23 protein-coding genes are annotated in these 20457 nt (G+C 63.9%); 15 read left to right on the top strand and 8 right to left on the bottom strand.

Features of this window, described 5'->3' with window-relative positions; all coding sequences use genetic code 11:
* Positions 1-14 precede the first annotated feature (14 nt).
* The 5 genes from KXD96_RS21075 to KXD96_RS21055 all read left to right on the top strand — a co-directional run bounded on the left by KXD96_RS21075 (position 15) and on the right by KXD96_RS21055 (position 3934).
* Entirely contained in the window at positions 15-773 is a 759-nt protein-coding gene (locus tag KXD96_RS21075; RefSeq protein WP_260739486.1) for an Asp/Glu racemase, read from the top strand.
* Between the two features lie 8 nt (positions 774-781).
* On the top strand, positions 782-1486 hold the full coding sequence (locus KXD96_RS21070) for an SDR family NAD(P)-dependent oxidoreductase (RefSeq protein ID WP_260739484.1): 705 nt from the start codon (positions 782-784) through the stop codon (positions 1484-1486).
* A 106-nt stretch (positions 1487-1592) separates the two neighbouring features.
* Positions 1593-2852: a cytochrome P450 gene (locus KXD96_RS21065; RefSeq protein WP_260739482.1), complete on the top strand. Its 1260-nt coding sequence runs from the start codon at positions 1593-1595 to the stop codon at positions 2850-2852.
* A 28-nt stretch (positions 2853-2880) separates the two neighbouring features.
* Positions 2881-3255 (top strand): DUF732 domain-containing protein, encoded by a 375-nt coding sequence (locus KXD96_RS21060; RefSeq protein ID WP_396878868.1) that lies wholly within the window; start codon positions 2881-2883, stop codon positions 3253-3255.
* A gap of 16 nt (positions 3256-3271) precedes the next feature.
* On the top strand, positions 3272-3934 hold the full coding sequence (locus KXD96_RS21055; RefSeq protein WP_260739481.1) for a CAP domain-containing protein: 663 nt from the start codon (positions 3272-3274) through the stop codon (positions 3932-3934).
* 77 nt (positions 3935-4011) lie between these two features.
* On the opposite strand, the gene KXD96_RS21050 is transcribed toward KXD96_RS21055, so the two are convergent.
* A complete protein-coding gene (locus KXD96_RS21050) occupies positions 4012-4845 on the bottom strand; it encodes an iron-containing redox enzyme family protein (RefSeq protein ID WP_260739478.1) in 834 nt (277 codons plus the stop codon).
* Between the two features lie 123 nt (positions 4846-4968).
* On the opposite strand from KXD96_RS21050, the gene KXD96_RS21045 reads away from it, so the two are divergent.
* From KXD96_RS21045 to KXD96_RS21015, 7 genes are all read left to right on the top strand, one after another.
* The gene (locus tag KXD96_RS21045; RefSeq protein WP_260739477.1) at positions 4969-6453 is read left to right on the top strand and encodes an aldehyde dehydrogenase family protein; all 1485 of its coding nucleotides are present in this window, start codon (positions 4969-4971) and stop codon (positions 6451-6453) included.
* Positions 6454-6496: 43 nt separating this feature from the next.
* Entirely contained in the window at positions 6497-7240 is a 744-nt protein-coding gene (locus tag KXD96_RS21040) for an SDR family NAD(P)-dependent oxidoreductase (protein WP_260739475.1), read from the top strand.
* A gap of 84 nt (positions 7241-7324) precedes the next feature.
* The gene (locus KXD96_RS21035; RefSeq protein ID WP_260739474.1) at positions 7325-7654 is read left to right on the top strand and encodes a 2Fe-2S iron-sulfur cluster binding domain-containing protein; all 330 of its coding nucleotides are present in this window, start codon (positions 7325-7327) and stop codon (positions 7652-7654) included.
* A gap of 103 nt (positions 7655-7757) precedes the next feature.
* Positions 7758-9095: an aromatic ring-hydroxylating dioxygenase subunit alpha gene (locus KXD96_RS21030; RefSeq protein WP_260739472.1), complete on the top strand. Its 1338-nt coding sequence runs from the start codon at positions 7758-7760 to the stop codon at positions 9093-9095.
* Positions 9092-9433, top strand: a complete 342-nt coding sequence (locus KXD96_RS21025) for a hypothetical protein (RefSeq protein ID WP_260739470.1) — start codon at positions 9092-9094, stop codon at positions 9431-9433. Before KXD96_RS21030 ends, KXD96_RS21025 begins: the two co-directional genes overlap by 4 nt.
* Positions 9434-9479: 46 nt before the next feature.
* Entirely contained in the window at positions 9480-10757 is a 1278-nt protein-coding gene (locus KXD96_RS21020; protein ID WP_260739468.1) for a cytochrome P450, read from the top strand.
* A 34-nt stretch (positions 10758-10791) separates the two neighbouring features.
* A complete protein-coding gene (locus tag KXD96_RS21015) occupies positions 10792-11661 on the top strand; it encodes an enoyl-CoA hydratase/isomerase family protein (RefSeq protein WP_260739466.1) in 870 nt (289 codons plus the stop codon).
* Positions 11662-11875: 214 nt separating this feature from the next.
* Here KXD96_RS21015 and KXD96_RS21010 read toward each other — a convergent pair whose 3' ends face one another.
* Positions 11876-12475: a TetR/AcrR family transcriptional regulator gene (locus KXD96_RS21010; RefSeq protein ID WP_260739464.1), complete on the bottom strand. Its 600-nt coding sequence runs from the start codon at positions 12473-12475 to the stop codon at positions 11876-11878.
* Between the two features lie 221 nt (positions 12476-12696).
* On the opposite strand from KXD96_RS21010, the gene KXD96_RS21005 reads away from it, so the two are divergent.
* Both KXD96_RS21005 and KXD96_RS21000 read left to right on the top strand, forming a co-directional pair.
* The gene (locus tag KXD96_RS21005) at positions 12697-13248 is read left to right on the top strand and encodes an aromatic-ring-hydroxylating dioxygenase subunit beta (RefSeq protein WP_260739462.1); all 552 of its coding nucleotides are present in this window, start codon (positions 12697-12699) and stop codon (positions 13246-13248) included.
* Between the two features lie 46 nt (positions 13249-13294).
* A complete protein-coding gene (locus KXD96_RS21000) occupies positions 13295-14632 on the top strand; it encodes a Rieske 2Fe-2S domain-containing protein (protein WP_260739460.1) in 1338 nt (445 codons plus the stop codon).
* Positions 14633-14677: 45 nt separating this feature from the next.
* Here the strand turns inward: KXD96_RS21000 and KXD96_RS20995 are convergent, their stop codons facing one another.
* The 6 genes from KXD96_RS20995 to KXD96_RS20970 are packed head-to-tail and all read right to left on the bottom strand — an operon-like array spanning position 14678 to position 19891.
* Positions 14678-15439, bottom strand: coding sequence for an SDR family NAD(P)-dependent oxidoreductase (locus KXD96_RS20995; protein ID WP_260739458.1), 762 nt, complete (start codon positions 15437-15439; stop codon positions 14678-14680).
* Between the two features lie 50 nt (positions 15440-15489).
* On the bottom strand, positions 15490-16248 hold the full coding sequence (locus KXD96_RS20990) for an SDR family NAD(P)-dependent oxidoreductase (protein ID WP_260739456.1): 759 nt from the start codon (positions 16246-16248) through the stop codon (positions 15490-15492).
* 16 nt (positions 16249-16264) lie between these two features.
* Positions 16265-17308, bottom strand: a complete 1044-nt coding sequence (locus KXD96_RS20985; RefSeq protein ID WP_260739454.1) for a dihydrodipicolinate reductase — start codon at positions 17306-17308, stop codon at positions 16265-16267.
* Between the two features lie 40 nt (positions 17309-17348).
* Positions 17349-18212 carry an NAD(P)H-binding protein gene (locus KXD96_RS20980; protein ID WP_260739452.1) on the bottom strand — a complete coding sequence of 288 codons (864 nt, stop codon included), beginning with the start codon at positions 18210-18212 and terminating at the stop codon, positions 17349-17351.
* Between the two features lie 15 nt (positions 18213-18227).
* Positions 18228-18569 carry a hypothetical protein gene (locus KXD96_RS20975; RefSeq protein ID WP_260739450.1) on the bottom strand — a complete coding sequence of 114 codons (342 nt, stop codon included), beginning with the start codon at positions 18567-18569 and terminating at the stop codon, positions 18228-18230.
* The gene (locus KXD96_RS20970) at positions 18569-19891 is read right to left on the bottom strand and encodes an aromatic ring-hydroxylating dioxygenase subunit alpha (RefSeq protein WP_260739448.1); all 1323 of its coding nucleotides are present in this window, start codon (positions 19889-19891) and stop codon (positions 18569-18571) included. The genes KXD96_RS20975 and KXD96_RS20970 overlap by 1 nt, the downstream gene beginning before the upstream one ends.
* Before the next feature lie 147 nt (positions 19892-20038).
* On the opposite strand from KXD96_RS20970, the gene KXD96_RS20965 reads away from it, so the two are divergent.
* Positions 20039-20452 carry a DUF4286 family protein gene (locus tag KXD96_RS20965; protein WP_260739446.1) on the top strand — a complete coding sequence of 138 codons (414 nt, stop codon included), beginning with the start codon at positions 20039-20041 and terminating at the stop codon, positions 20450-20452.
* Positions 20453-20457 lie beyond the last annotated feature (5 nt).

Below are 20457 nucleotides of genomic sequence, written 5' to 3'. Positions count from 1 at the left end.
GAGAACGGATCGAAATGCCGCCGACCCGGTTGGGCCTGATCGTGCCGAGTTCCAACACCACCATGGAGACCGAGCTTCCCGAGATGTTCGCGCGGCGCGCGCAATTGATACCCGAGGAGCGCTTCACCTTTCATTCCAGCCGCATGCGGATGCAGCATGTCACGGCGGATGCGCTGGCGCAGATGGACCGCGACAGCAACCGGTGCGCAGTCGAGCTCGCCGATGCGCAGTGCGACGCCATGGCCTACGCCTGTCTGGTGGCGATCATGTCGCAGGGGCCGGGTGCACACGTCGGCGCCGAGGAACGGTTGACCGGGGTTGCGCGAGACGAAAACTGCAACGTGCCAGTCGTTTCCAGTGCGGGTGCGTTGGTGCGCAGCCTCAATGCGCTTGGTGCGAAGAAGATTTCGATGGTCACCCCCTATGTCCCGGAGCTCACCCAGAAGGTGTGTGACTACATCGAGGACGCCGGCGTCGAGGTGGTGGACGTGGTCAGTCGTGGCGTCGCGGACAATTGCGCGGTCGGGCGGCTCGACACCGACGAACTGCTGCCGTTGGCCACCGGGCTGAAGCGCGCTGGCAGCGACGCGCTGGTGCTCTCGGCATGCGTGCAGATGCCCTCGCTGGCGGCGATTCCGCACGTCGAGGCGCGGCTGGACCTGCCGGTCTTGTCGGCGGCGACGGCGACCACCTACGACCTGCTCACCGCGCTCGGCCGGTCGACGGCGGTCCCCAACGCGGGCTACCTGCTGAGCAAAGACTTCGCGGGCTGAGGCCCGCTGTGGGCACTGACCGCGTCGTCCTCGTCACCGGTGGCGCCAGGAACATCGGCGCCGCAATTGCGGCAAGGTTCGCTTTCGAAGGGGCGCGGGTTGTGGTGGCAGATCTCGAGGCGCCGGCCGATGCCGACGCCCGGATCCGGTACGAGACCGCGGATGTGTCGGTCGAAGACGACGTCGAGGCGTTGTTCGAGCGGGTCCGGTCCGAGTACGAGCGAGTCGATGTGTTGGTGAACAACGTCGGGATCTGGTTTCGCCGGCCCTTCAAAGAGATCACGGTCGACGAGTGGGATCGCGTCATCGCGGTGAACCTACGCGGCGTGTTCCTGTGCACGCGGGCGGTGCTGCCACTCATGGAGGCTGCCGGGGGCGGGGCGATCGTGAACATCGGTTCTCAGGCCGGTGTGACCATCACCCGGGGGCAGGGCGCGCACTATCACGCATCGAAGGCCGCGATATCGCACCTGACCAAGGCGTTGGCCGTGGAGTTCGGGCCGCTCGGGATCCGGGTCAACTGCTTGGCCCCGGGGCAGACGTTCCCCGATCCGTCGTTTCTGCCGCCGCAGATTCTCGATCAGATTCCGTTGGGGCGGGGCGGCGTACCCGAAGAGGTTGCGGGCGTATGTGCGTTTCTCGCGTCGCCCGACGCCTCGTACATCACCGGTCAAACGTTGCTCGTCAACGGGGGCGCCGTCGCGCTGCTTTAGGGCTTTGCCGGTGAAGCCTGTTGACCCAACAGGAATATACTAAATATTCTGATTGATCAGGCTCCCCCGCTTTAGGCGGCGGCGCGACACCCGGGAAGGCCCGTCAATGAGCGTGACGACGCAGCAGCCGACACTCGACTCGATCGATCTCGGTGACCCGGAGTTGTTCCGGCACGGTTTCCCGCACGACGTCTTCACGGTGCTTCGTGAGCAGGCACCCGTGTGGCGCCACCCCGAGACCCCGGGCACCAAGGAGTTGAATCGGCCCTTCTGGGTCGTGTCGCGCCACGCCGACATCGACACGGTGAGCCGCGACCATGAGAACTTCCGATCGTATGAAGGTCCGAGCATTCCGGACTGGGACCAAAACATGCGGGGACTGATGCTCATCGCGATGGACCCGCCCGATCATTCGCGGCTGCGCCGGCTCGTCAACCGAGGGTTTACACCTCGAATGATCGCCATGCTGGAGGACCAGGCACGGGCTTGGGCAATCGCCGTCATCGATCGTGCGCTGGACCAGGGCGAGTGCAACTTCGTCAACGAGGTCGCCTATCAGCTGCCGATGCACATGATCGCCGACATCGTCGGCATTCCCCGCAATGACCGGGCGGAGTTGTTCGAGTTGGTCACGAGGACGCTTGATACCTTCGACCCGCAGTCGGGACGCACAGAAGTCGAACTCGCAGAGATCCTCGGCAAGACGTACGCATACGCTCACGAACTTGCCGAGGAAAAGCGCCGGTCGCCGCAAGACGACGTGTGGAGCAAACTCACCTCGGCCGAGGTCGAGCAATCGGACGGCACAACCACACGGCTGAGCGAACCCGAACTCGATCTGTTCTTCATGCTCCTTACGTTCGCGGGCAGCGAGACCACCCGCGACGCGATCTCCGCGGGACTGCTGGCATTGCTCGAACACCCCGCCCAGCTGGAAATCATCCGCAACGACCCGTCGGTACTGGACACCGCGGTCGAAGAGATCGTCCGCTGGACCTCGCCGACATCCTATTTCGGTCGAACCGCAACGCGGGACGTCACCTTGCACGACGCCCGGATAAAGGCGGGGGATCGCGTCAGCCTTTGGTATGCCTCCGCCAACCGCGACGCCGCGGTCTTCGCCGACCCGTTTCGCTTCGACGTCACCCGCAACCCGAACCCACAGGTCGGTTTCGGCGGCCACGGCGTGCACTACTGCCTGGGGGCCAACCTGGCCCGGCGAAACATCAAGGTGATGTTCGAAGAACTTCTTGCTCGCGTGAAGAGCATCGAGATGCTCGGGGAGCCGTCCTACCGCTCGGTCGGCATCAAGAACATGATCACGTGCTCGCTCAAGGAGCTTCCGGTTCGTCTGGTGGCTGCCTGACGGCCGGATAGGCGAAGACGTGAACACACTGTGGCTGCACCGAAACCCATTGACGCGCATACTGATTGGCGCGATAGCTGCCCTGGTATCTGGCGCTTTGCTGGCGGTGCCGTCGGCCAGGGCCGATGACGTGGCGTATCTGGTCAATGTGACGGTTCGGCCGGGCTACAACTTCCCCAACGCCGACGCCGCACTGGCGTACGGGCACGGCATCTGTGACAAGGTCGCGCACGGCCGGAGCTATGCCGATCTGGTCAGCGACGTGCAGGCCGACTTTGCCACCTCCGACTACTACCAGGGTGCCTACCTGATCAACCAAGCCGTCAACGAACTGTGCCCGGCCCTGATCTGGCAGCTACGCAACTCGGCAGCGCACTACCGTCCACCGCCCGCTGGCGGCTGACCAGGAGGAGATCGACATGCAACCTAGGCCGCTGATCCTGCCTGTATTGGTGGCCATTGCCGCCGGCTCCCTCGTGGGCACGCCCGCCGCACGTGCCGACAACAAGCGACTCAACGACGGCGTGGTGGCCAACGTCTACACCCTGCAGCATCAGGCAGGCTGCACCAACGACGTCAAGATCAACCCGCAGCTGCAACTGGCCGCGCAATGGCACACCCTCGATGTGTTGAACAACCGAAACCTCGACGGGGACATCGGTTCCGACGGGTCTACGCCACAGGACCGCGCAAACGCCGCCGGCTTCCACGGGAAGGTGGCGGAAACCGTGGCGATCAATCCCGCCGTGGCGATCAGTGGGATCGAGTTGCTCAACCAGTGGTATCGCAACCCGGCGGATTACGCGGTCATGTCCAATTGCGCCAACAACCAAGTCGGCGTGTGGTCGGAAAACAGTCCGGACCGCACCGTCGTGGTGGCCGTTTACGGGCAGTCCGACCAGCCAAACCCGACATCACCGAAGGCGCCGCAAATCGGGCCGCCTGGGACGACTATTCAGGAGAACGTACCCATCGATCCGAGCCCGGACTATGACGCCAGCGACGAAATCGAATTCGGCATCAACTGGTTGCCCTGGATCCTGCGTGGTGTGTACCCACCGCCCGCAATGCCGCCGCAATAGTCCGGCGCCAGAAAACGGTTGGGATCGCACCCGCGCTGGCCGGCTGGGGACAACCGACTTGAATCAGTGTGTAATGCTCACGCCGCGACAGTAGGCGTGCCTTCCACGGCCGCGAGGGCCAGCCGCTCGATCTCGGCGAACATCAACGCGAACGTCTCCACGGCGGTTTTCGCGGCCCACAGCATCTGCTCCTGGGTGTGGGGGTCAGCACCGTACTTGGACAGCAGCTCGAGTTCGCCGCCCCCGTGGAACTGGTCTTTATACCCGTGCAACGCGTTGAATAGCAGGTCGTCGCCGGGAATGCCGAGCCGCTCCGGCAACGAAGACGACATGGCGGCCGTGGCGTCGGCCAGCTGCTCGGGGGTCATCAGCTTGAGGCGCAGCTCCACAGCGGGCTTGGAGTTGATGATCTCCAGTCCGGCGATCGCCGCGTAGGCCGCCTCCCAGGGCAAGGTCCGGGCGAGGTCGTCGAGCGCCAGGATGCAGGCCTGGATCAGCGGGCTGGGAGGGGTCGCCGCGACCACGTCGCGGGTGATGCCGCAGGCCTCGGTCTCGTCATACAACACGTCGACGTGGCAGCGGCCGTTGGCGTCCTCGTCGCCGACCTCCTCGTCGACGCAGTCCTGGATGATCTCGCGGCGCACGTCCTGATACGGGCAGCGCGAGGCCACCTCGAGTAGCCAGCTGGGGAAGCGCCACGCAAAAAAGGAGAAGTACTCCATCGACGTCGCGTGGTACAAGCGCGCCTGTGTCTGGTCGTAGTGATCGGGGATGACAAATGGGCGCTTCATGTGCTTCATCGCGGTGGTGACGACGGTCTCGACCAGCTTGTCCTGGAACTCCTCCGGGGAGATGTCGCTGGTCCACTTGGGGGCGCCTCGATCCCGGCCGTCGTACGGCAATCCGGTCATGGCAATCCTCTCGGTGTCCTCTTCCGATGGTCAGCGCGGGCAGCGGGCGCTAGGCCTGCTGTGTACCCGCCGTATAACTTAATATAATATTCAATCTTGAACGCCTCAACCTCAGGATCAGGGATGCCGATCGACGCCGCAACGATCTCGAAGCGCTGGCTGAGCTACATAGACGGGCGGTGGACCGAGTCGCAGACCGGCGATGTTTTGCCGGTGGAAAATCCGTCAACCGGTGAACACCTCGCACAGGTCGCTCAAGCGGGCGCCGGCGACGTTGACGCCGCGGTCGACGCGGCGAGCCGTGCCTTCGCGACACGCCTTCTCGCCGACATGCGGCCGGCGGACAGGGGCGCGATGATGCTCGACATCGCCCGGCACCTCAAAGAGATGTCCGAGGACATTGCCGTCGTCGACTGCCTCGAAAGCGGCAAGCCGATCCACACCGCCCGCAACGAACCCGCGGCCGCGGTCCGCTACTTCACCTACTACGGCGGGCTCGCCGACAAGCTCGAGGGCGTGTCAATTCCGCTCGGTGCCGACTACGTGGACTACACGATCCGTGCGCCGTTCGGAGTCTCCGCGCAGATCGTGCCGTGGAACTTCCCGCTGCAAATCGCGGCCCGCTCCATCGCGTGCGCGATCGCGACGGGGAACACCGTGGTGCTCAAAACACCAGAGCTGTCGCCCCTGGCGTGCACGTACCTGGCCGAGGCGTGCAGCCGTGCCGGTGTTCCCGACGGCGTCGTGAACATCATCTGTGGCTATGGCAACGAGGCGGGGGCGGCGCTGGTCGCCCACAGCGGCATCGACCACATTGTGTTTACCGGCAGTGTGGCCACCGGTCAGAGCATCATGTGCGCCGCGGCGGAGCGCGTGATCCCGAGTGTGATGGAGCTGGGCGGGAAGTCGGCGGCCGTGGTGTACCCGGACGCCGATCTGGCGCAGGTGGTGGCGTCGACGACGGCGGGCATCTTCACCCACGCCGGCCAGGTCTGCTCGGCCGCTTCCCGGCTCGTCGTACATCGCTCGGTGCACGACGACGTCGTCGAAAAAATCGCCGAGCGGGTCGGCCGATTCACTATCGGGCCCGCGATCGAGGGTCCCGACCTCGGCCCGGTGATTTCCGAGCAGCAGCTCGCCAAGGTGGAAGGCTTCGTCCAGCGCGCATCGGCCGCCGGTGGCCAGGTGGTGACCGGGGGCAAGCGGGTCGGATATCTGCCGGGCCACTTCATGGAACCGACGATTGTCACAAACGTTGCACCCGACTCCGAAATCGTGCAGAGCGAGGTATTCGGGCCCGTTCTCGTCGTGCAATCTTTCGAGGAGCCTGAGGAGGCAGTGGAGCTCGCAAACGGGACCGACTACGGCTTGTGCGCCGGAGTGCACACCAACGACCTGCGGCTCGCGCACTGGACGGCGGAGCGGTTGGTGGCCGGGCAGGTCTTTGTCAACGAGTGGTTCGCGGGCGGAGTGGAAACGCCGTTTGGCGGCACGAAGCGCTCGGGCTTCGGCCGCGAGAAGGGCCAGGAGGCGCTACTCAACTACGTGCAGACCAAGAACGTCGCCATCCGCATCGGCGGTACGGGCACGGGACGACCGGGCGGCTGAGCTTGTCCGGACCACGGGACAGAAATGTCGATTGGAGGTCGTGTTGAGTCGGGTGGCGGTCGTGACCGGTGGGGCATCCGGGATGGGTCTGGCGATATGCCGTCATCTTGCGGAGCAAGGAAATGCCGTCGCCGTGCTGGACCTGCAGGGCGACGCGGCGGCCGAGGTCGCCGCTGGACTGTCGGGGAACCCCTCCCGCTCCGTCGGGGTGGAGGTCGACGTCGCGGACAAGGCATCAGTAGACGCGGCATTCGACGAGGTACGCAACGCTTTAGGTCCGGTGTCCATCCTGGTCACGAGCGCGGGTATCGCGCCCTACGATGCGTGCCTCGACATCACCCTCGAGTCATGGCGCCGGGTGGTCGACGTGAACCTCACCGGCACGTTCCTTTGCGCTCAGGCCGCGATTCCCGACATGGTCGACGCGGCATGGGGCCGGATCGTCACGGTCTCATCGGCAGCCGGGCAGTGGGGCACCGCCAGGATGGCGCACTACTCCGCGGCCAAGGGCGGCGTCATCGCGCTCACCAAGGCGCTCGCGCGTGAGCTGGCGCCGTGCGGAATCACCGTCAACACGGTTCCTCCGGGGGTGATCGATACGCCAATGAGCCGACGAGCGCAGGCCGACGGGGAGATTCCCACCGACGACGTGGTTTCGGCACGGATCCCACTCGGGCGCAAAGGGTCGGTCGACGAAATCGCGGCGACTTGCGCCTTCTTGTGCACCGATCACGCGGCCTACATCACCGGACAGGTCTACGCCGTCAACGGCGGGATGGTCATCTGACGGTAGGGGGACCCAGAGCTGCGCTTGGCAACATCGGCGAATAATATATAGTATTAACGACAGCCGACCACGGGAGCAAATGAAGTGACAGCCGAGACTGGCGCGACGACATCGAGCGACCAGGCGCTGCGGGAGCCGACCGAAGAGGTCGTCATCACACTGAACGGCCGGCGCTATCGGCAGCCCTACACAGCTGGGGAAAGCGTGCTCGAGACCGCCCGGCGAGCCGGGCTTGCACCGCCATTCTCCTGCGAGGCGGGGGAGTGCGGTTCGTGCATGGCCCTACTCCTGGAAGGCGAAATCGAGATGACGGCCAACAAGGCACTGATGCCCGACGAGCTCGACGAGGGCTGGCGACTGACATGTCAGGGTTACCCGATCACCAAGCGGGTCGCCGTCGAGTACCCGGAGTAACTTGCGTGGGTTGCAGAATTCGGCGCTGGAGCCTTCAATATATTAGATATACTTTACAAGCGCTCGGTACAGAGAACTCAGTGTCGAGAAGGGACGTAGGGCCATGACAGCACAGATCTCGGGTCTGACCGAGGCCGAGGCCGCGGGCATCCAGAGCTTCGAGAAGCCTCCGGCCGGCAGCTGGACGAAAGCCTTCGAGCTTGACACCGGGCCGATCGCGTACGAGGACTCGTTCTCGCCGGAGTTCTACGAACTGGAGAAAGAAGCCGTCTTCCGTCGTTCGTGGCTCAACGTCGGGCGGGTCCAGGACCTGCCGCGGCGCGGCAGCTACTTCACCAAGGAACTGAGGTTCCTCAACGCCTCGCTCCTCGTCATCCGGGGCATGGACGACAAGATCCGGGCGTTTCACAACGTCTGCTCGCACCGCGGCAACCAACTGGTGTGGGATGAGTTCCCCGGCCAGGAAACACGGGGGACTTGCCGGGCGATCTCCTGCAAGTTCCACGGCTGGCGCTACGGGCTGGACGGATCGATCGACTATGTCCACAATGCCGCCGAGTTCTTCGACCTGGATCCCGAGAAGCTGGCGCTGCCCATGGTGCATCTCGAAGTCTGGGCCGGCTTCATTTTCATCAATCTCGAGAAGGAACCGCGCCAGTCGCTGCGCGAATTCCTCGGCCCTGACGTGGTCAAGCTCGAAAGCTACCCGTTCGAGAAGCTGACGCAGACCTATGTGATGGAAGCCGACGTCGATGCGAACTGGAAGTTGTTTCTGGACGCATTCCAGGAGGTGTACCACGTCCCGTACGTGCACGGGAAAATGAACAACCCGACCGGTCCCGCGACCGGGGTCGACAAGGTTCCGTTCATGATCCCGTTCTTCGGAAAGTACGGAAAACACCGGCTGTTCACCTCGGGCGGCCAACACGCGAATGCCAACGTACTGAACGCCCGGCCGCTGGACGAGCTGTTCAACGGCGGGTTCTTCGGGCCGATCCCGGTGCCGGACATTGGCTCTCTTGGGGATGGCATCAATCCAACCCGCATTCAGAATTGGGGCCTGGATTCGTGGCAGATCTATCCCAACTTCGTCATCCTGTGCTGGTCCCGGAACTGGCTAATCACTTACCATTACTGGCCAACCGACGTGAACAAACACAAATTCGTGTTGTCGGCCTACTACGTGCCACCCCAGAATGCAACCGAGCGTTTGGCGCAGGAGTACACGATTGCGACCACGCGCGAGTTCGTGATCCAGGACGCCAACACGCTGGCGGCGACTCAGCGGATGATTGAGACGAACGCGCGCCGCGAGTATTACCTCAACGACCAAGAGGTTTTGGTGCGCCACCTGCACAAGGTGGTCACCGACGATGTGGAGGCGTACCGCAACGAGTTGCACGTCGCAGGAAACGGTAAAGCTGGGAGCGTGATCGAATGACCACAGTCGAGGCTGGAATCTTCCCGCGCGAATTCGCCGATCTGGAGCCGTTCGCGGAATGGTCCATCGAAAAGAACCACGACCGCTACCAGAAAAGGCTGGCAAGCTCCATGCCTGAACTTCAGGCGTTCTATGACGCTGTGGTGCCGCGCGTGCCGGCCGCGAAGGAATACCTCGACCAGTTCGATCTGAAAGAGTTGCCGGACAACGGACTTCGTCTGATGTGGCTGCTCTATTCGCTCATCACGATCTCGTTTGCGGTGGACATCTTCAAGCAGCCGAGGATTCCCGATACCGGTTCCGCCTACGTCAAGGTGATTCGCGAACCCAGCCCCTAGACGCCTGCGAGGCCTCGCTCAGTACGCAGTCGGAAAAGGATGACATATGAGCCGTGACTTCGAATCGGTGGATTACTTCCGCGACGAAGAACTCGTCATCGACCCACACCCGTATTACGAATACCTGAGGAGTAAATGCCCCGTCTACCGGGAGTCCCACCACGACGTGGTGATGGTGACCGGCTACGACGAGGCCTCCGCGGCCTTCACCGACACCGACTCGCTGTCGGCGTGCATCGCGCCGAGCGGGCCGTTCCCCGGGTTCCCCGTCCCGCTCGACGGACGCGACGACGTGACCGAGTTGATCGAGCAGTATCGCGACCAGCTGCCGCTGAACAAAGAAGTCATGACCATGGACCCGCCGCTGCACACCCGGCACCGGGCCCTGATGAAGCAGCAGTTCACGCCCAGAAGGGTCAGCGAGACCGAGGACGCCATGATCGGCCTGGCCGACAACGAAATCGACCGCTTCATCGGCAACGGCGTGTTCGACCTCATCGGCGAATTCGCCGCACCATTCGCGCTGCTGAACATCTGCACACTGCTGGGCATCCCGGAAGAAGACTGGCCGGAGTGGCGCGTGGAGATGCTGGGCGAGCACCGTGACCGCGGGCTGGGAACCGTCAAAGGCGAGATCGCCAAGGATGCGCACTCGTTTGTGCACGAGCGGTTCCGCCGCTACATCGAGGACCGGCGCCGCGATCCCCGCGACGACATCATCACGCACATGACCGAGGCGACCTTCCCCGACGGCGAGACCCCCACCGTCGACGACGTCCTCGAGCTTGCCTCGGCGCTGTTCATCGGCGGCAGCGGAACGACGGCCCACCTTCTCGGGTCGGCATTTCTGCGGATCGCCGAGGACCCGGAACTGCAGCATCGGCTGCGCACCGACCCCGGCCTCGTCCCGAATTTCGTCGAGGAGATGCTGCGCCTCGAGGGCCCGGTCAAGGGGACGTTCCGGCTGGCGAAAGTCCCGATTACGCTCGGCGGCGTCGACGTCCCGGCCGGTTCCACGTTGATGCTCATCTGCGCGGCCGCGGGCCGGGATGCGCGCCACTTCGATCACCCTGACGAGCTCGACCTCGAGCGGGCCAACGTGCGCCATCACCGGTCGTTCGGTTTCGGTGCCCATGTCTGCCCCGGCGCCCCGCTCGCCCGGGCAGAAGCGCGGGTGGCCATCGAGCGTCTTCTCGAACGCCTCGACCAGATCGAGATCAACGAAGCGATTCACGGTCCCGCAGGCGCCCGCAGGTTCCACTACCTTCCCACATATCAGCTGCGTGGTTTGGGTGACCTGCACCTGAAATTCAAAGCGCGGTAACGAAAGTCCGTCCGAGTCACAGCTTCGAGGAGCAATGCCGAAACGCACACGTTTTGACGACTACAAGGACAGCTACGCCAACTTTCAGTTCGAGTTGAGCGACGAGGGCATTCTTCTGATGCGTTGCCACACCGACGGCGGACCATTGGTGTGGGACGCCGAGTCACACGACCGGATGGCGGATGCGTTCGCGGATATCGCCGGCGACCGCGACATCAAAGTCGTCATCCACACCGGAACCGGGGAGAACTACAACGCGGACTGGGGTTTCCTGGCGAAAGGCTCCACCGACGACGACACGGTCGCCAAGTCTCAAATCCCAAAGGGATTCACGCCGCCGGTCGAGTTCATGGACGAGCGCGGGTGGTACGGGCGCATGCTGATCATGAACCTGCTCGACATCGAGGTGCCGATCATCGCGGCGGTCAACGGGCCGTGCAATATCCACTCCGAAGTTCCGCTGTTGTGCGACATCGTGATTGCCTCCGACGACGCGACGTTCCAAGACGCACCGCACTACCGGCGTGGCATGGTGCCGGGTGACGGCCAGCACATCGCGTGGCCCATGGTGGTCGGCCCGAACCGGGCGCGGTACTTGATGCTAACCGGCCACACGCTGTCCGCCCAACAGGCTCTGGAGTGGGGCGCCGTCGCGGAGGTATTACCCAAAGACCGTGTCCTGGAACGTGCTTGGGAGCTGGCGCGCGACATCGCCAAGCGGCCCCCGATGGCAACGCGCTACACGCGCATGCTTTTCACGCAGAACTTCAAGCGGGCTTGCATCGACGAACTGAGCCACGGCATTGGGCTCGAGCTGTATGCTCAGCGCCAGTTCTACCCCGTCGGCGGCGGTATGGGCCCGATCAAGCAGGCATGGGATTCCGATGATCCCATGGCCGACTAGCATTGTGACAGAACCGCATTCACGTTATATGAGCGGTTTTGAAGTGATTTCACTTACCGCGATGGGGGCATAACAACGCCACTGGCGTGCAGAGCCTTTCACGCTACGATCCGCGACCGGTGTCGGCCTTGGAAATGTCGACGGCCTTCGGCATCGATCCCGCCAATGCGTGCAACCGCCGACCGCTCCACCCGGTTGCACCACTGCCAAAGCCTCACCAAGACCGAGGTGCAGTCGGCACGATCTGATCGAAGGCCTGGTCGAGCACCCGGCTCCAAGGAACTGCCCGGCCGGATTCCTCCCACCAGGAAAGGCCCGCCCGCAGCGTGGCCACCACGGCCGCGACCAGCATGCGCGGTGAAGGGTCGGCCTCGGCATCGACGCCCATGCGTTCAGCCAGCGACTTCGCCAGGGCTGACTCGATCTCCACCAATGCCGCCAGATACTGCGGCAGCAGGGCGGGGTACTTGCTCACTAGTTCATATCGAAGACCCCAACGGCTGAGGATCACGTCTTGATCCATCATGTTGGTGAACACCGCATGTAACGCATCGCGCGGCCTCTCCCGCTTGGGACGGGCACGCAACGCGGCGTCTAGTTCCGCAAGCAGTTCCTCGGGAACACCGACGACCGCCTCCTCCTTGCACGAGAAGTAGTTGAAAAACGTGCGTTCCGAGACGCCCGCGCCTCGGGCGATGTCCTCCACGGTGACTGAGCCGAGGCCCCGGTCACGCACAAGGTCCTGCGCCGTCCGGGCAATGGCTCGACTCGTCTCCCGCTTCATCTGATGCCACAACTGCTGCCGCAGGCTCATCGATCTCCTTCGAGCCGTCCACATAACTGCCGGCGGTCACCCGCCAGCGGTCGCAATCTGCGCCGGTAACGAGGGTATCGAGTCATCAGCTGACTCCGCTCGATCGCGCTCGTTGCGCGATCAACTTGTTGGCGCATTCTTCGCAGTTTAGCTAGTTATATTGCAGAATCTGCAAAATACTGCATATCATGCATAGTACTGCGGAGTGTGGGGAGGACAACATGAGCCCAGCCCAGACGATTGGTGATGGGCCGCTGGTTCCGACACGGCTGGCTCCTGGTGATCCGGTCTACAACGACGCGCTCGAGTTTCTGTACACCGAGGCGGAACTGCTGGATGAGAACCGGCTGGTTGATTGGCTTGCCCTGCTGGCGGACGAGCTGTCCTACCGCATGCCCGTGCGGGTGACGCGCCAGCGCGGCGACGGCGACGACTTCGCGCGGGGAGTGACGTTCTTCGATGACGATCTGCAGACGCTGACGCTTCGTGTTCGTCGTCTTACTGAGAGCCCGAACGCTCATGCCGAGATGCCGGCGACGCGCTCGCGGCGGTTTGTGACGAACGTGCGGATCGAGCGGCTAGGAGATGACGTGTTCGCCCGCAGTTCGCTGCTGCTATTGGGCAGTCGCTGGGATTCCCACTCATACGAATTCCTCGCGGCCCGCCGCAATGATGTGCTGCGACGCTTCGATCAGGGGCTGAAGCTGGTGCGGCGGGAGATCCTCATCGACCAGACCGTGCCGGAATCGCCGTGTCTGTCGGTGTTTCTGTGACGGCCGGGCCAATCGGACGAGGACGAACGTTGAAAGGGGAGAGTCGTTGAGCACAACACAGGAAGCCACGGACCGAGACGCATGCTCGCTGTCGGACGGTACCCGCCTGCATGACCTCTTCGACCTCGAACGCCGACAGCTTTCGGCGAGGGTGTTCTCCGATCCGGAAATCTACGAGCTGGAGATGGCGCGGATCTTTGGTCGGTCCTGGCTGTTCGTCGGGTTCGAGTCGGAGATCCCCGAGACCGGCGACTACGTTGTGCGGCCGATGGGCGGCGACTCGGTGATCGTCACCAGGGGCAAGGACGGTGCGATCAGCATTCTGCTGAACCGGTGCGCGCACCGCGGAGTACAACTGTGCGTGACCGACTGCGGGTCGGCCAACCGGCTCCACTGCCCCTATCACGGTTGGACCTACGGCCTGGATGGCCGCTTGCTGGCGATACCGTCACAGCGCTACTGGATTGGTGGCAAGAAGTCCGAGTATGGACTGCGCTCGGCGAGAGTGGCCACTCGCGGTGGCCTGATATTCGGGACGTGGCAGCAAGACATGCCCGATTTCGAAACCTACCTGGGTGACTTCGCGTTCTACTTCGACTCGATCTTCTGCGCAGTTGACAAGAACCTCGTGGCGATAGGTCCTCCGCAGCGGTGGGCCCTGCCGTTCGACTGGAAAATCGGTACCGAAAACTCGCTCGGTGACGGTTACCACCTGCAGGCCACGCACAAATCGCTCGCTGACATCGGCATGCTTCCCCAGCTTGCGCAGACTTTGGAGGGGATCATCGGTGCCGACCCGCGCTGGGGGCACGGCTTTTTGGCGCCGATGGCGCCCGAACGTCCGTCCTTGGAAGCCGCTCTGCACTGGCTACCCGCAACGGTGCTGTCCGAAATCGACCGACACTTATCCCCTGAACAATTGACCCTGTTGCGCAATGGCACGGCCACCAACATCGCCACGATCTTTCCCAACACGACCTGGTCGATGGCACCAGGCATGTTCTTCTTCGTCCGCACGTGGCAACCTGTCGCTCCCGGTCAGATCGAAATCTGGACCTGGACGCTCAGCCATCCCGACGCCAGCGAGGAGCAGAAGCGAGCGCGAGACCGCGGGCTCAATCTGACCTTTGGTCCGACCGGAATGTTCGGCCAAGACGACTTGGTCGTGTTCTCGCGCGGTCAGCGGGGAGCGCGCGGCACCGTCGGATCCCGCGAGTTCATGAACTATGGCTACTCCAACGGAGCCCCGGACAAGCGCGGCTACCTCTCTGACGACGGTGAATGGCCCGGACCCGGTGACGTGTGGATCGGTTTCCCCGGTGACGACCAGATCTGGAACTTTTACCTGCGCTGGTTGCACCTGATGACCGGGGGAGACCTTTAGCTCTGCCAACGCCGGACCAGCATGCGCGGTAAGGATTTCGGCTGGTTAGACCGCCGTCAGGCCCCCGTCCACCACAAAATCCGCGCCGGTGATGTAACTGGCCTGGTCCGAGGCGAGGAAAACCGCAAGGCTCACGACATCTGCCGGCGTGCCGAGGCGAGGCAACAGGTTCTGGCTCTCCGCCGCCGCGCGCACTTCGGGAACGGCGAGCAGGTCGGCGATGGCGGGAGTCTCGACGCCGCCCGGACTGATGCTGACGGCGCGAATGCCCACCGGTCCGCCTTCGGCGGCCATGTGCCGCGTCATCGCGATTACGCCGCCTTTTGCCGCCACGTGGGCCAGCAGCGGCAACGAACGGTTGCCGACCCACCCCGCGACCGAGGCGACGTTGATGACCGTGCCGCCACCAGATCGAACCAGAATTGGCCATGCGTACTTGGTCACAAAGAAAACGAGATCAAGCTCGTTGCGCATGGTGAATCGCCAGTCCTCAATGGACAGTTCGGCGATCGGGCCCAACCGGGCCGCCGAACCGTTGTTGTACACCACGTCGATCCTGTCGTGTCGTTGCGCGGCAGCTTCCACCCACAGCCGTGCTTGCTCGGGGTCACCAAGATCCACGTCGTCAACCGCGATGTCGGCATTCAGTCCCGCGGCCTCGACCGCCAGCTTGGTTTCCCGTGCCGTGCTGCCGTTGATGTCGCAGCCGACCACTACGGCTCCTTCGGCAGCGAAGCGCAGTGCCGCTTCTCGCCCTTGGCCGCCGCCGATGCCGGTGATCAGTGCGACCTTGCCAGGCAGGATCATTCGATTCCGTCCCTTCCCGCGGCGGTATTGCGGAGCCGACCCGGCGGATCTCAGCGCATCGGCGTCTGGCCGCCATCGAGCGCGAGTGTCGTCCCGGTGACGTAACTCATCTCCGGACGACACATCATCGCGACGGCACGGCCGATGTCTTCGACAACGTCACCGATCCGGCCCAGCGGAACGGTCTCGGCGGGGTTGTGGCGGCCGGGTGGAATGTTGTCCATGTACTGCTTCATCGCCGGTGACAAGGCAAGGGGCAGTATGGCGTTCACTCGGATGCCGTCGGGTCCCCACTCGCATGCCGCCGCGCGGGTCAGCGTCCGCATGGCTTCTTTGACCATCCCGTAGGCGCCGACGCCGGACAGGTTGGGTAACAGCGCCGACCCGGTCCCCATGTTGATGATGACCCCGCCTCCTTTGAGGTGCGGATAGCACAGTCGCATGTACCGGAAGGCTGCGAGCGGGCCTGAGCGCCAACCCCTTTCGAGCGCTTCCTCGGATAGGTCGTTCAGTCTGCCGGCGGGTGGCTCCACCGCGTTGTTCACCAGGATGTCGATGGTGCCGAAGCGTTCGAGCGTCGCGTCGACGCTGGCGCGGATGTCGTCGGCGTCGGTCACGTCGGCCTGTAGCGCGATGGCGGTGCCGCCGCGCGCCGCGATCTCCTCGGCGACGCGCTCGACCTTGGACAGCGTGCGGCCGACGCAGGCGACGGCCGCACCCTCGTCGGCCAACGCGATCGCGCAGCCTTCGCCGACTCCCTGGCCCGCGCCAGTGACCAGTGCGACTTTGTCCGACAGTGCACCCTTCATCTGACCCGACGTCCTTTCAGAATTTGACATTGCGACCGAAAATCATTGGCAGGTCACGGGTGCTCAGCAGTCCCGGGGCCGCGCCGCACACGTAGGGGATGGCATTGACAACGCGCATGCCGCATGCGATCAGCAGACCCCGGGTGCCGTCCTCGGCCAGCATCTCGATCTCGCACTCGATGCGCGGTCTGCCCTCGATGATGACCTTGTAGCACTTGTCGCCGCGGGTGCCCCGCGGCCAGTCCGGAGCGGCGTCGTCGTCGATACGCGAGGAGTGCTCCAGCACGATCGTCGGACGGCCGTTGACGATGCCCTGGAGCTCGAAGCGCATGGCGCCGACAGTGCCCGCTTCGATACGCCCGATCGCCGCGTCGACGGTGTTGCGCGCCGGTGCCAGCTCGCCGACCTGACGGATCTCTTCGAGCTCGACCCCCAGCTGATCGGCCATCAGCTGAACCATGCCGCCGAACCACTCGGTCAGCTTTCCACTTGCGAAGAAAGGAGATTCGTAGCCCATCGGCTGCCCGTAGCCGATGACCTTTCGGAGCAGCTCCGGATGATCGTAGTGTTTGTAGTTGCTGATCTCCTGGGTGCGCACTTCCTCGATGTCGTCCATCAGCGACAGCAGCGTGAGCGGCATCAGGTCGCTGGCATAGCCCGGGTCGGCGCCGCTGCAAAAGAACGTCGTGCCCCCTGCCGCACAGGCCCGTTCGATCGGCTCACGATGATCCCTCGGCGCGGCCGGCGGATATACCAAATCCAAGAACGACGTCGACACCACGTTTCGGCCGGCTTCCAGGAAGCGACAGGCATCGGCGATGGCCTCCGCCGGACGCATCGGATAGTCGCCCATATAGACCAGGCAATCCGCATCGATGGCGAGTAGTGCGTCCGGGTCATCGATGGCTTCGACGCCCACTGGGTCGATGCCGCAGAGTTCACCGGCATCCTTCCCAACCTTCGCGGGGTCGTGGACGAGGAGCCCGACGAGTTCAAGGTCGGGGTGGTTGATGACCCCACGCAGTGCAGGGGCGCCAGTATTGCCCGTGCCCCAGTGCACAACACGATGTTTCATCCGGCGCTCCTATCCTGCTGGCGTTTCAATCCTCACGAAGTGCGCGCTCGATCGCGCCTGCGAGCTCGGTCAAAGGACGGCCTACCAGTCGACGGAGGTCACCCGTGTCGACGACGGCCTCACCAGCGGCTGTGGCGCGCTCGTAATCGGCAAGGCTCGTCGCGATGCGTGCGCTAAGGCCTGCATCGAGAAGCCGCGATTCGAACGTTTCCTGATCGAGGTCGACGTAGGGCAGCGCTTCCCCGGTCTGGCGACTCAGTTCGGCGGCGAACTCCGCGAGGGTGTACGGCACGTCGCTGGCCAGCTCGTAGACCGCCCCGTCATGACCGTCGGTGGTAAGCACCGCCGCAGCCGCATCGGCGAGATCGGCCCGTACTGCGGAACTCACCCGCCCGTCGCCGCTCGCGCCGAGTACTTCGCCCCGCGCGCGCCAGAACCCGATCATCGCGGTGCGCGCCTCAAAATAGCCCGCACACCGCAGCACCGCGTGCGGGATGCTCGTCTCGGTCAGGGCATGCTCGGTCGCCCGGTGGTCGACGGCAATCATCATCGTGCTGGTCGCCGCATGCATCCAGCTCGTGAAGACCACAAGCTCGGCGCCGGCCGCCTCTGCCGCCCGAATCACGTTGCGGTGCTGAGTCTTTCGATCGGGATTACCCGGCACCGAGATGAGCATTACCCGGTGCGCCCCGTCGAAGGCGGCGCGCAGCGTTGCCGCATCATCGAAATCAGCGTGCATTGTCCGGACGCCTCGTGCGCGAAGCTCGTTGAGGCGCTCGGTGTTTCGGCCGGTCGCGACGATCTCCTTGGGGTCGACGCCACGGTTGAGCAGCGCGTCGATGGTGAGCGCGCCGAGGTTGCCGGTGGCGCCGGTGATGGCCAGGGTCACTAAATCACCGCGGGATTACATCGCCGGTTCGAGCACCCAGTCAAGCGTCGCCGCGTTGGAGTCGGGGATCTGTGGCTGCTTGAACACGTCGACGCAGAAGGAGATGGTGCTGAACGACGCGAGCAGCCACATCAGGTGGCGCGCATCATCGGGCATCCCAGGGAGGTCTTCGAACTGCTCGAGGTAGGCGAGGGCTCTTTCGCCGTGAGTTGCCACCGCGTCGTAGAACGGCTGAATCTCTGCCATCGTGGCGGACAACCGAGCCTGGTAGCGCTCGGGCCCGGTCGGCAACGCCCATTGCTCGGCAAAGGGCTGCAGGTCGGCGAATTCGGCAGGCAATTGCTTGGTCGCACTCATCAGGCCTGCGCCCCCTTCTGCTCGACCTCGCGCCGGTAGGCCTCGACATCGTCCTGAATCACCTTGTGGAAGTGGCGAACCGCCACCTCCTGGTCGCCGATGTAGTAGTCGTCACGCACCCCCGTGGCCACCATCTGCTGGGTCGCCTCCAGGGTGTTCGCGTCCTGGATGAGGAACTCGCGCGTCGTGATCAGGCAGTGCTCCTGGGCCAGCCGTTCCCGGGCGTTCCTGGGGGGGACGAAGTTGACGGTCCACACGAAGCGGTTGGTGCTCTCATCGACGGGCCAGTACTGGTAGGTGATGAACCAGTTGCGACCCCACGTGATGATGTCGAAGTTCGGGTAGATCTTCCAGGAATCGAGCCCCCAGTTCTCGATGCCGCCCGGGTTGAGTGCGTCTCCGAGGGGTCCCACGTCCGGCACGTCGAGCGGCCCGTAGAAGGTGGCCCCGAACATCGCGTCGGCAGGACGGGCCTTGCGAACCTTCACGTTGGCCAGGGGGCCACCCGAGGTGAACAGCCTGTGCTTCCCGTAGGCCGCGAAGTACGGAACCATCGTCGGAATCTTGTCGACGCCGGTCTGCGGGAGGTTCGGGTCGTTGAGCTTCCCGTGCACGAACGGGTTGTGGTACACCTCCTGGAACGCGTCCATGAACAGCTTCCAGTTCGACTTGATCGTCGACTCGAAGACGTACCGCTGGGTCATCTTGTGGAATGGGTACGTGTCCAGCTTGGCGATTGCCGGCGTGAGGAAGTCACGCAGGCTCTGGGCGGGCTCCTTGGCCAAGTTGATGAAGATGAATCCGGCCCACACTTCCAAGTGCACCTTGGGCAGCGCCAGCTTCGCCGGGTCGAGGTCGAAGAACTCCGGAGCGTTGTGGACGTAGGTGATCTCGCCGTCGAGGCCGTAGCGCCAGCCGTGGTATTTGCAGGCCAGCGCCCGGCAGATGCCTTTGGCCTCCTTCTTAGGGTGCTCGTCCCACACGAGTTTGTTTCCGCGGTGTGAGCAGATGTTGTGGAACGCGCGGATCTGGTCGTCCATCCCACGGACGACCAGGATGGACCACCCGAGGAACGTCAGCTCCCGGGTGAAGTAGCTGCCCTTGCGCGGTAGCTCCTCCACGCGCCCCAGGTGCAGCCAAGACCGCTTGAACACCGCCTCCTTTTCGAGCCGATAGAACTCCGGGTCGTACGAGTCCACGAACGAGACCGCCCCGGTGTCGAGTCCGAAGGATTCGGTCCAGGACCCTTCCGGCGGCTTCGGGAACTGCTCGGCGCCCTCGGAATCGGTCGGGGTGAAGCTGCTGGTCTGTAGGTCCGTCATCTGGTCACCCTTTCGTGATGGCAGAACAAGCCTGGCCCGCGGCGAGGGAAACGTCGCGACGCAATACGACGGCTATTTAGTATATAGTATTTTCCATACGGCGGTAGACCCATGTCGGTTCCCGCCGGTTTCCGGAAGGGAGGGGCGGTGGCCCGCAAAGGAGTTTTCCTCGTCTTGTCCGAACCGGTCTCCGAGGACGTCGACGCCGAATTCAACCGCTGGTACGACGAGAACCACATCCCCGATGGGCTGCTGTTGCCTGGCATCGCGAAGGCCCGCCGGTTTCGCATGGCCGCGGAGCAGTTGACGCCCGACATGGCGACTGCGGGCGGCTTCAAGTACGTCACGATCTTCGAGGTCGACGACGTCGACCGCATCCCGGACGCCCGAGCGCTTCTGCCCCGCCTGAGAGCGGTGTCGGCCCAGTTCTTCACCGACGCGCTCGACCGCGACAGCCTGCGTGCGTTCGTCTTCGAGCAGATCTCCGAGATTGACCAGCCCAGCCCGCTGCCCGACGGCATCGAATCTCTCGCCGACGTCCCGGCGCCTGGCACGGACTGACAATT

The sequence above is a fragment of the Mycobacterium sp. SMC-2 genome, from assembly GCF_025263485.1.
In the GTDB taxonomy this organism is placed as follows: Bacteria; Actinomycetota; Actinomycetes; order Mycobacteriales; family Mycobacteriaceae; genus Mycobacterium.
Note: the sequence above shows the minus strand (reverse complement) of the source record. Positions and strands in the feature narration are given on the sequence as shown.

Coding starts and splice junctions, on each gene's coding strand:
- KXD96_RS21075 (WP_260739486.1), top strand. CDS start 15: ATGCCGCCGACCCGGTTGGGCCTGATCGTGCCGAGTTCCAACACCACC.
- KXD96_RS21065 (WP_260739482.1), top strand. CDS start 1,593: ATGAGCGTGACGACGCAGCAGCCGACACTCGACTCGATCGATCTCGGT.
- KXD96_RS21055 (WP_260739481.1), top strand. CDS start 3,272: ATGCAACCTAGGCCGCTGATCCTGCCTGTATTGGTGGCCATTGCCGCC.
- KXD96_RS21050 (WP_260739478.1), bottom strand. CDS start 4,845: ATGACCGGATTGCCGTACGACGGCCGGGATCGAGGCGCCCCCAAGTGG.
- KXD96_RS21045 (WP_260739477.1), top strand. CDS start 4,969: ATGCCGATCGACGCCGCAACGATCTCGAAGCGCTGGCTGAGCTACATA.
- KXD96_RS21030 (WP_260739472.1), top strand. CDS start 7,758: ATGACAGCACAGATCTCGGGTCTGACCGAGGCCGAGGCCGCGGGCATC.
- KXD96_RS21025 (WP_260739470.1), top strand. CDS start 9,092: ATGACCACAGTCGAGGCTGGAATCTTCCCGCGCGAATTCGCCGATCTG.
- KXD96_RS21020 (WP_260739468.1), top strand. CDS start 9,480: ATGAGCCGTGACTTCGAATCGGTGGATTACTTCCGCGACGAAGAACTC.
- KXD96_RS21015 (WP_260739466.1), top strand. CDS start 10,792: ATGCCGAAACGCACACGTTTTGACGACTACAAGGACAGCTACGCCAAC.
- KXD96_RS21010 (WP_260739464.1), bottom strand. CDS start 12,475: ATGAGCCTGCGGCAGCAGTTGTGGCATCAGATGAAGCGGGAGACGAGT.
- KXD96_RS21005 (WP_260739462.1), top strand. CDS start 12,697: ATGAGCCCAGCCCAGACGATTGGTGATGGGCCGCTGGTTCCGACACGG.
- KXD96_RS20995 (WP_260739458.1), bottom strand. CDS start 15,439: ATGATCCTGCCTGGCAAGGTCGCACTGATCACCGGCATCGGCGGCGGC.
- KXD96_RS20990 (WP_260739456.1), bottom strand. CDS start 16,248: ATGAAGGGTGCACTGTCGGACAAAGTCGCACTGGTCACTGGCGCGGGC.
- KXD96_RS20975 (WP_260739450.1), bottom strand. CDS start 18,569: ATGAGTGCGACCAAGCAATTGCCTGCCGAATTCGCCGACCTGCAGCCC.
- KXD96_RS20970 (WP_260739448.1), bottom strand. CDS start 19,891: ATGACGGACCTACAGACCAGCAGCTTCACCCCGACCGATTCCGAGGGC.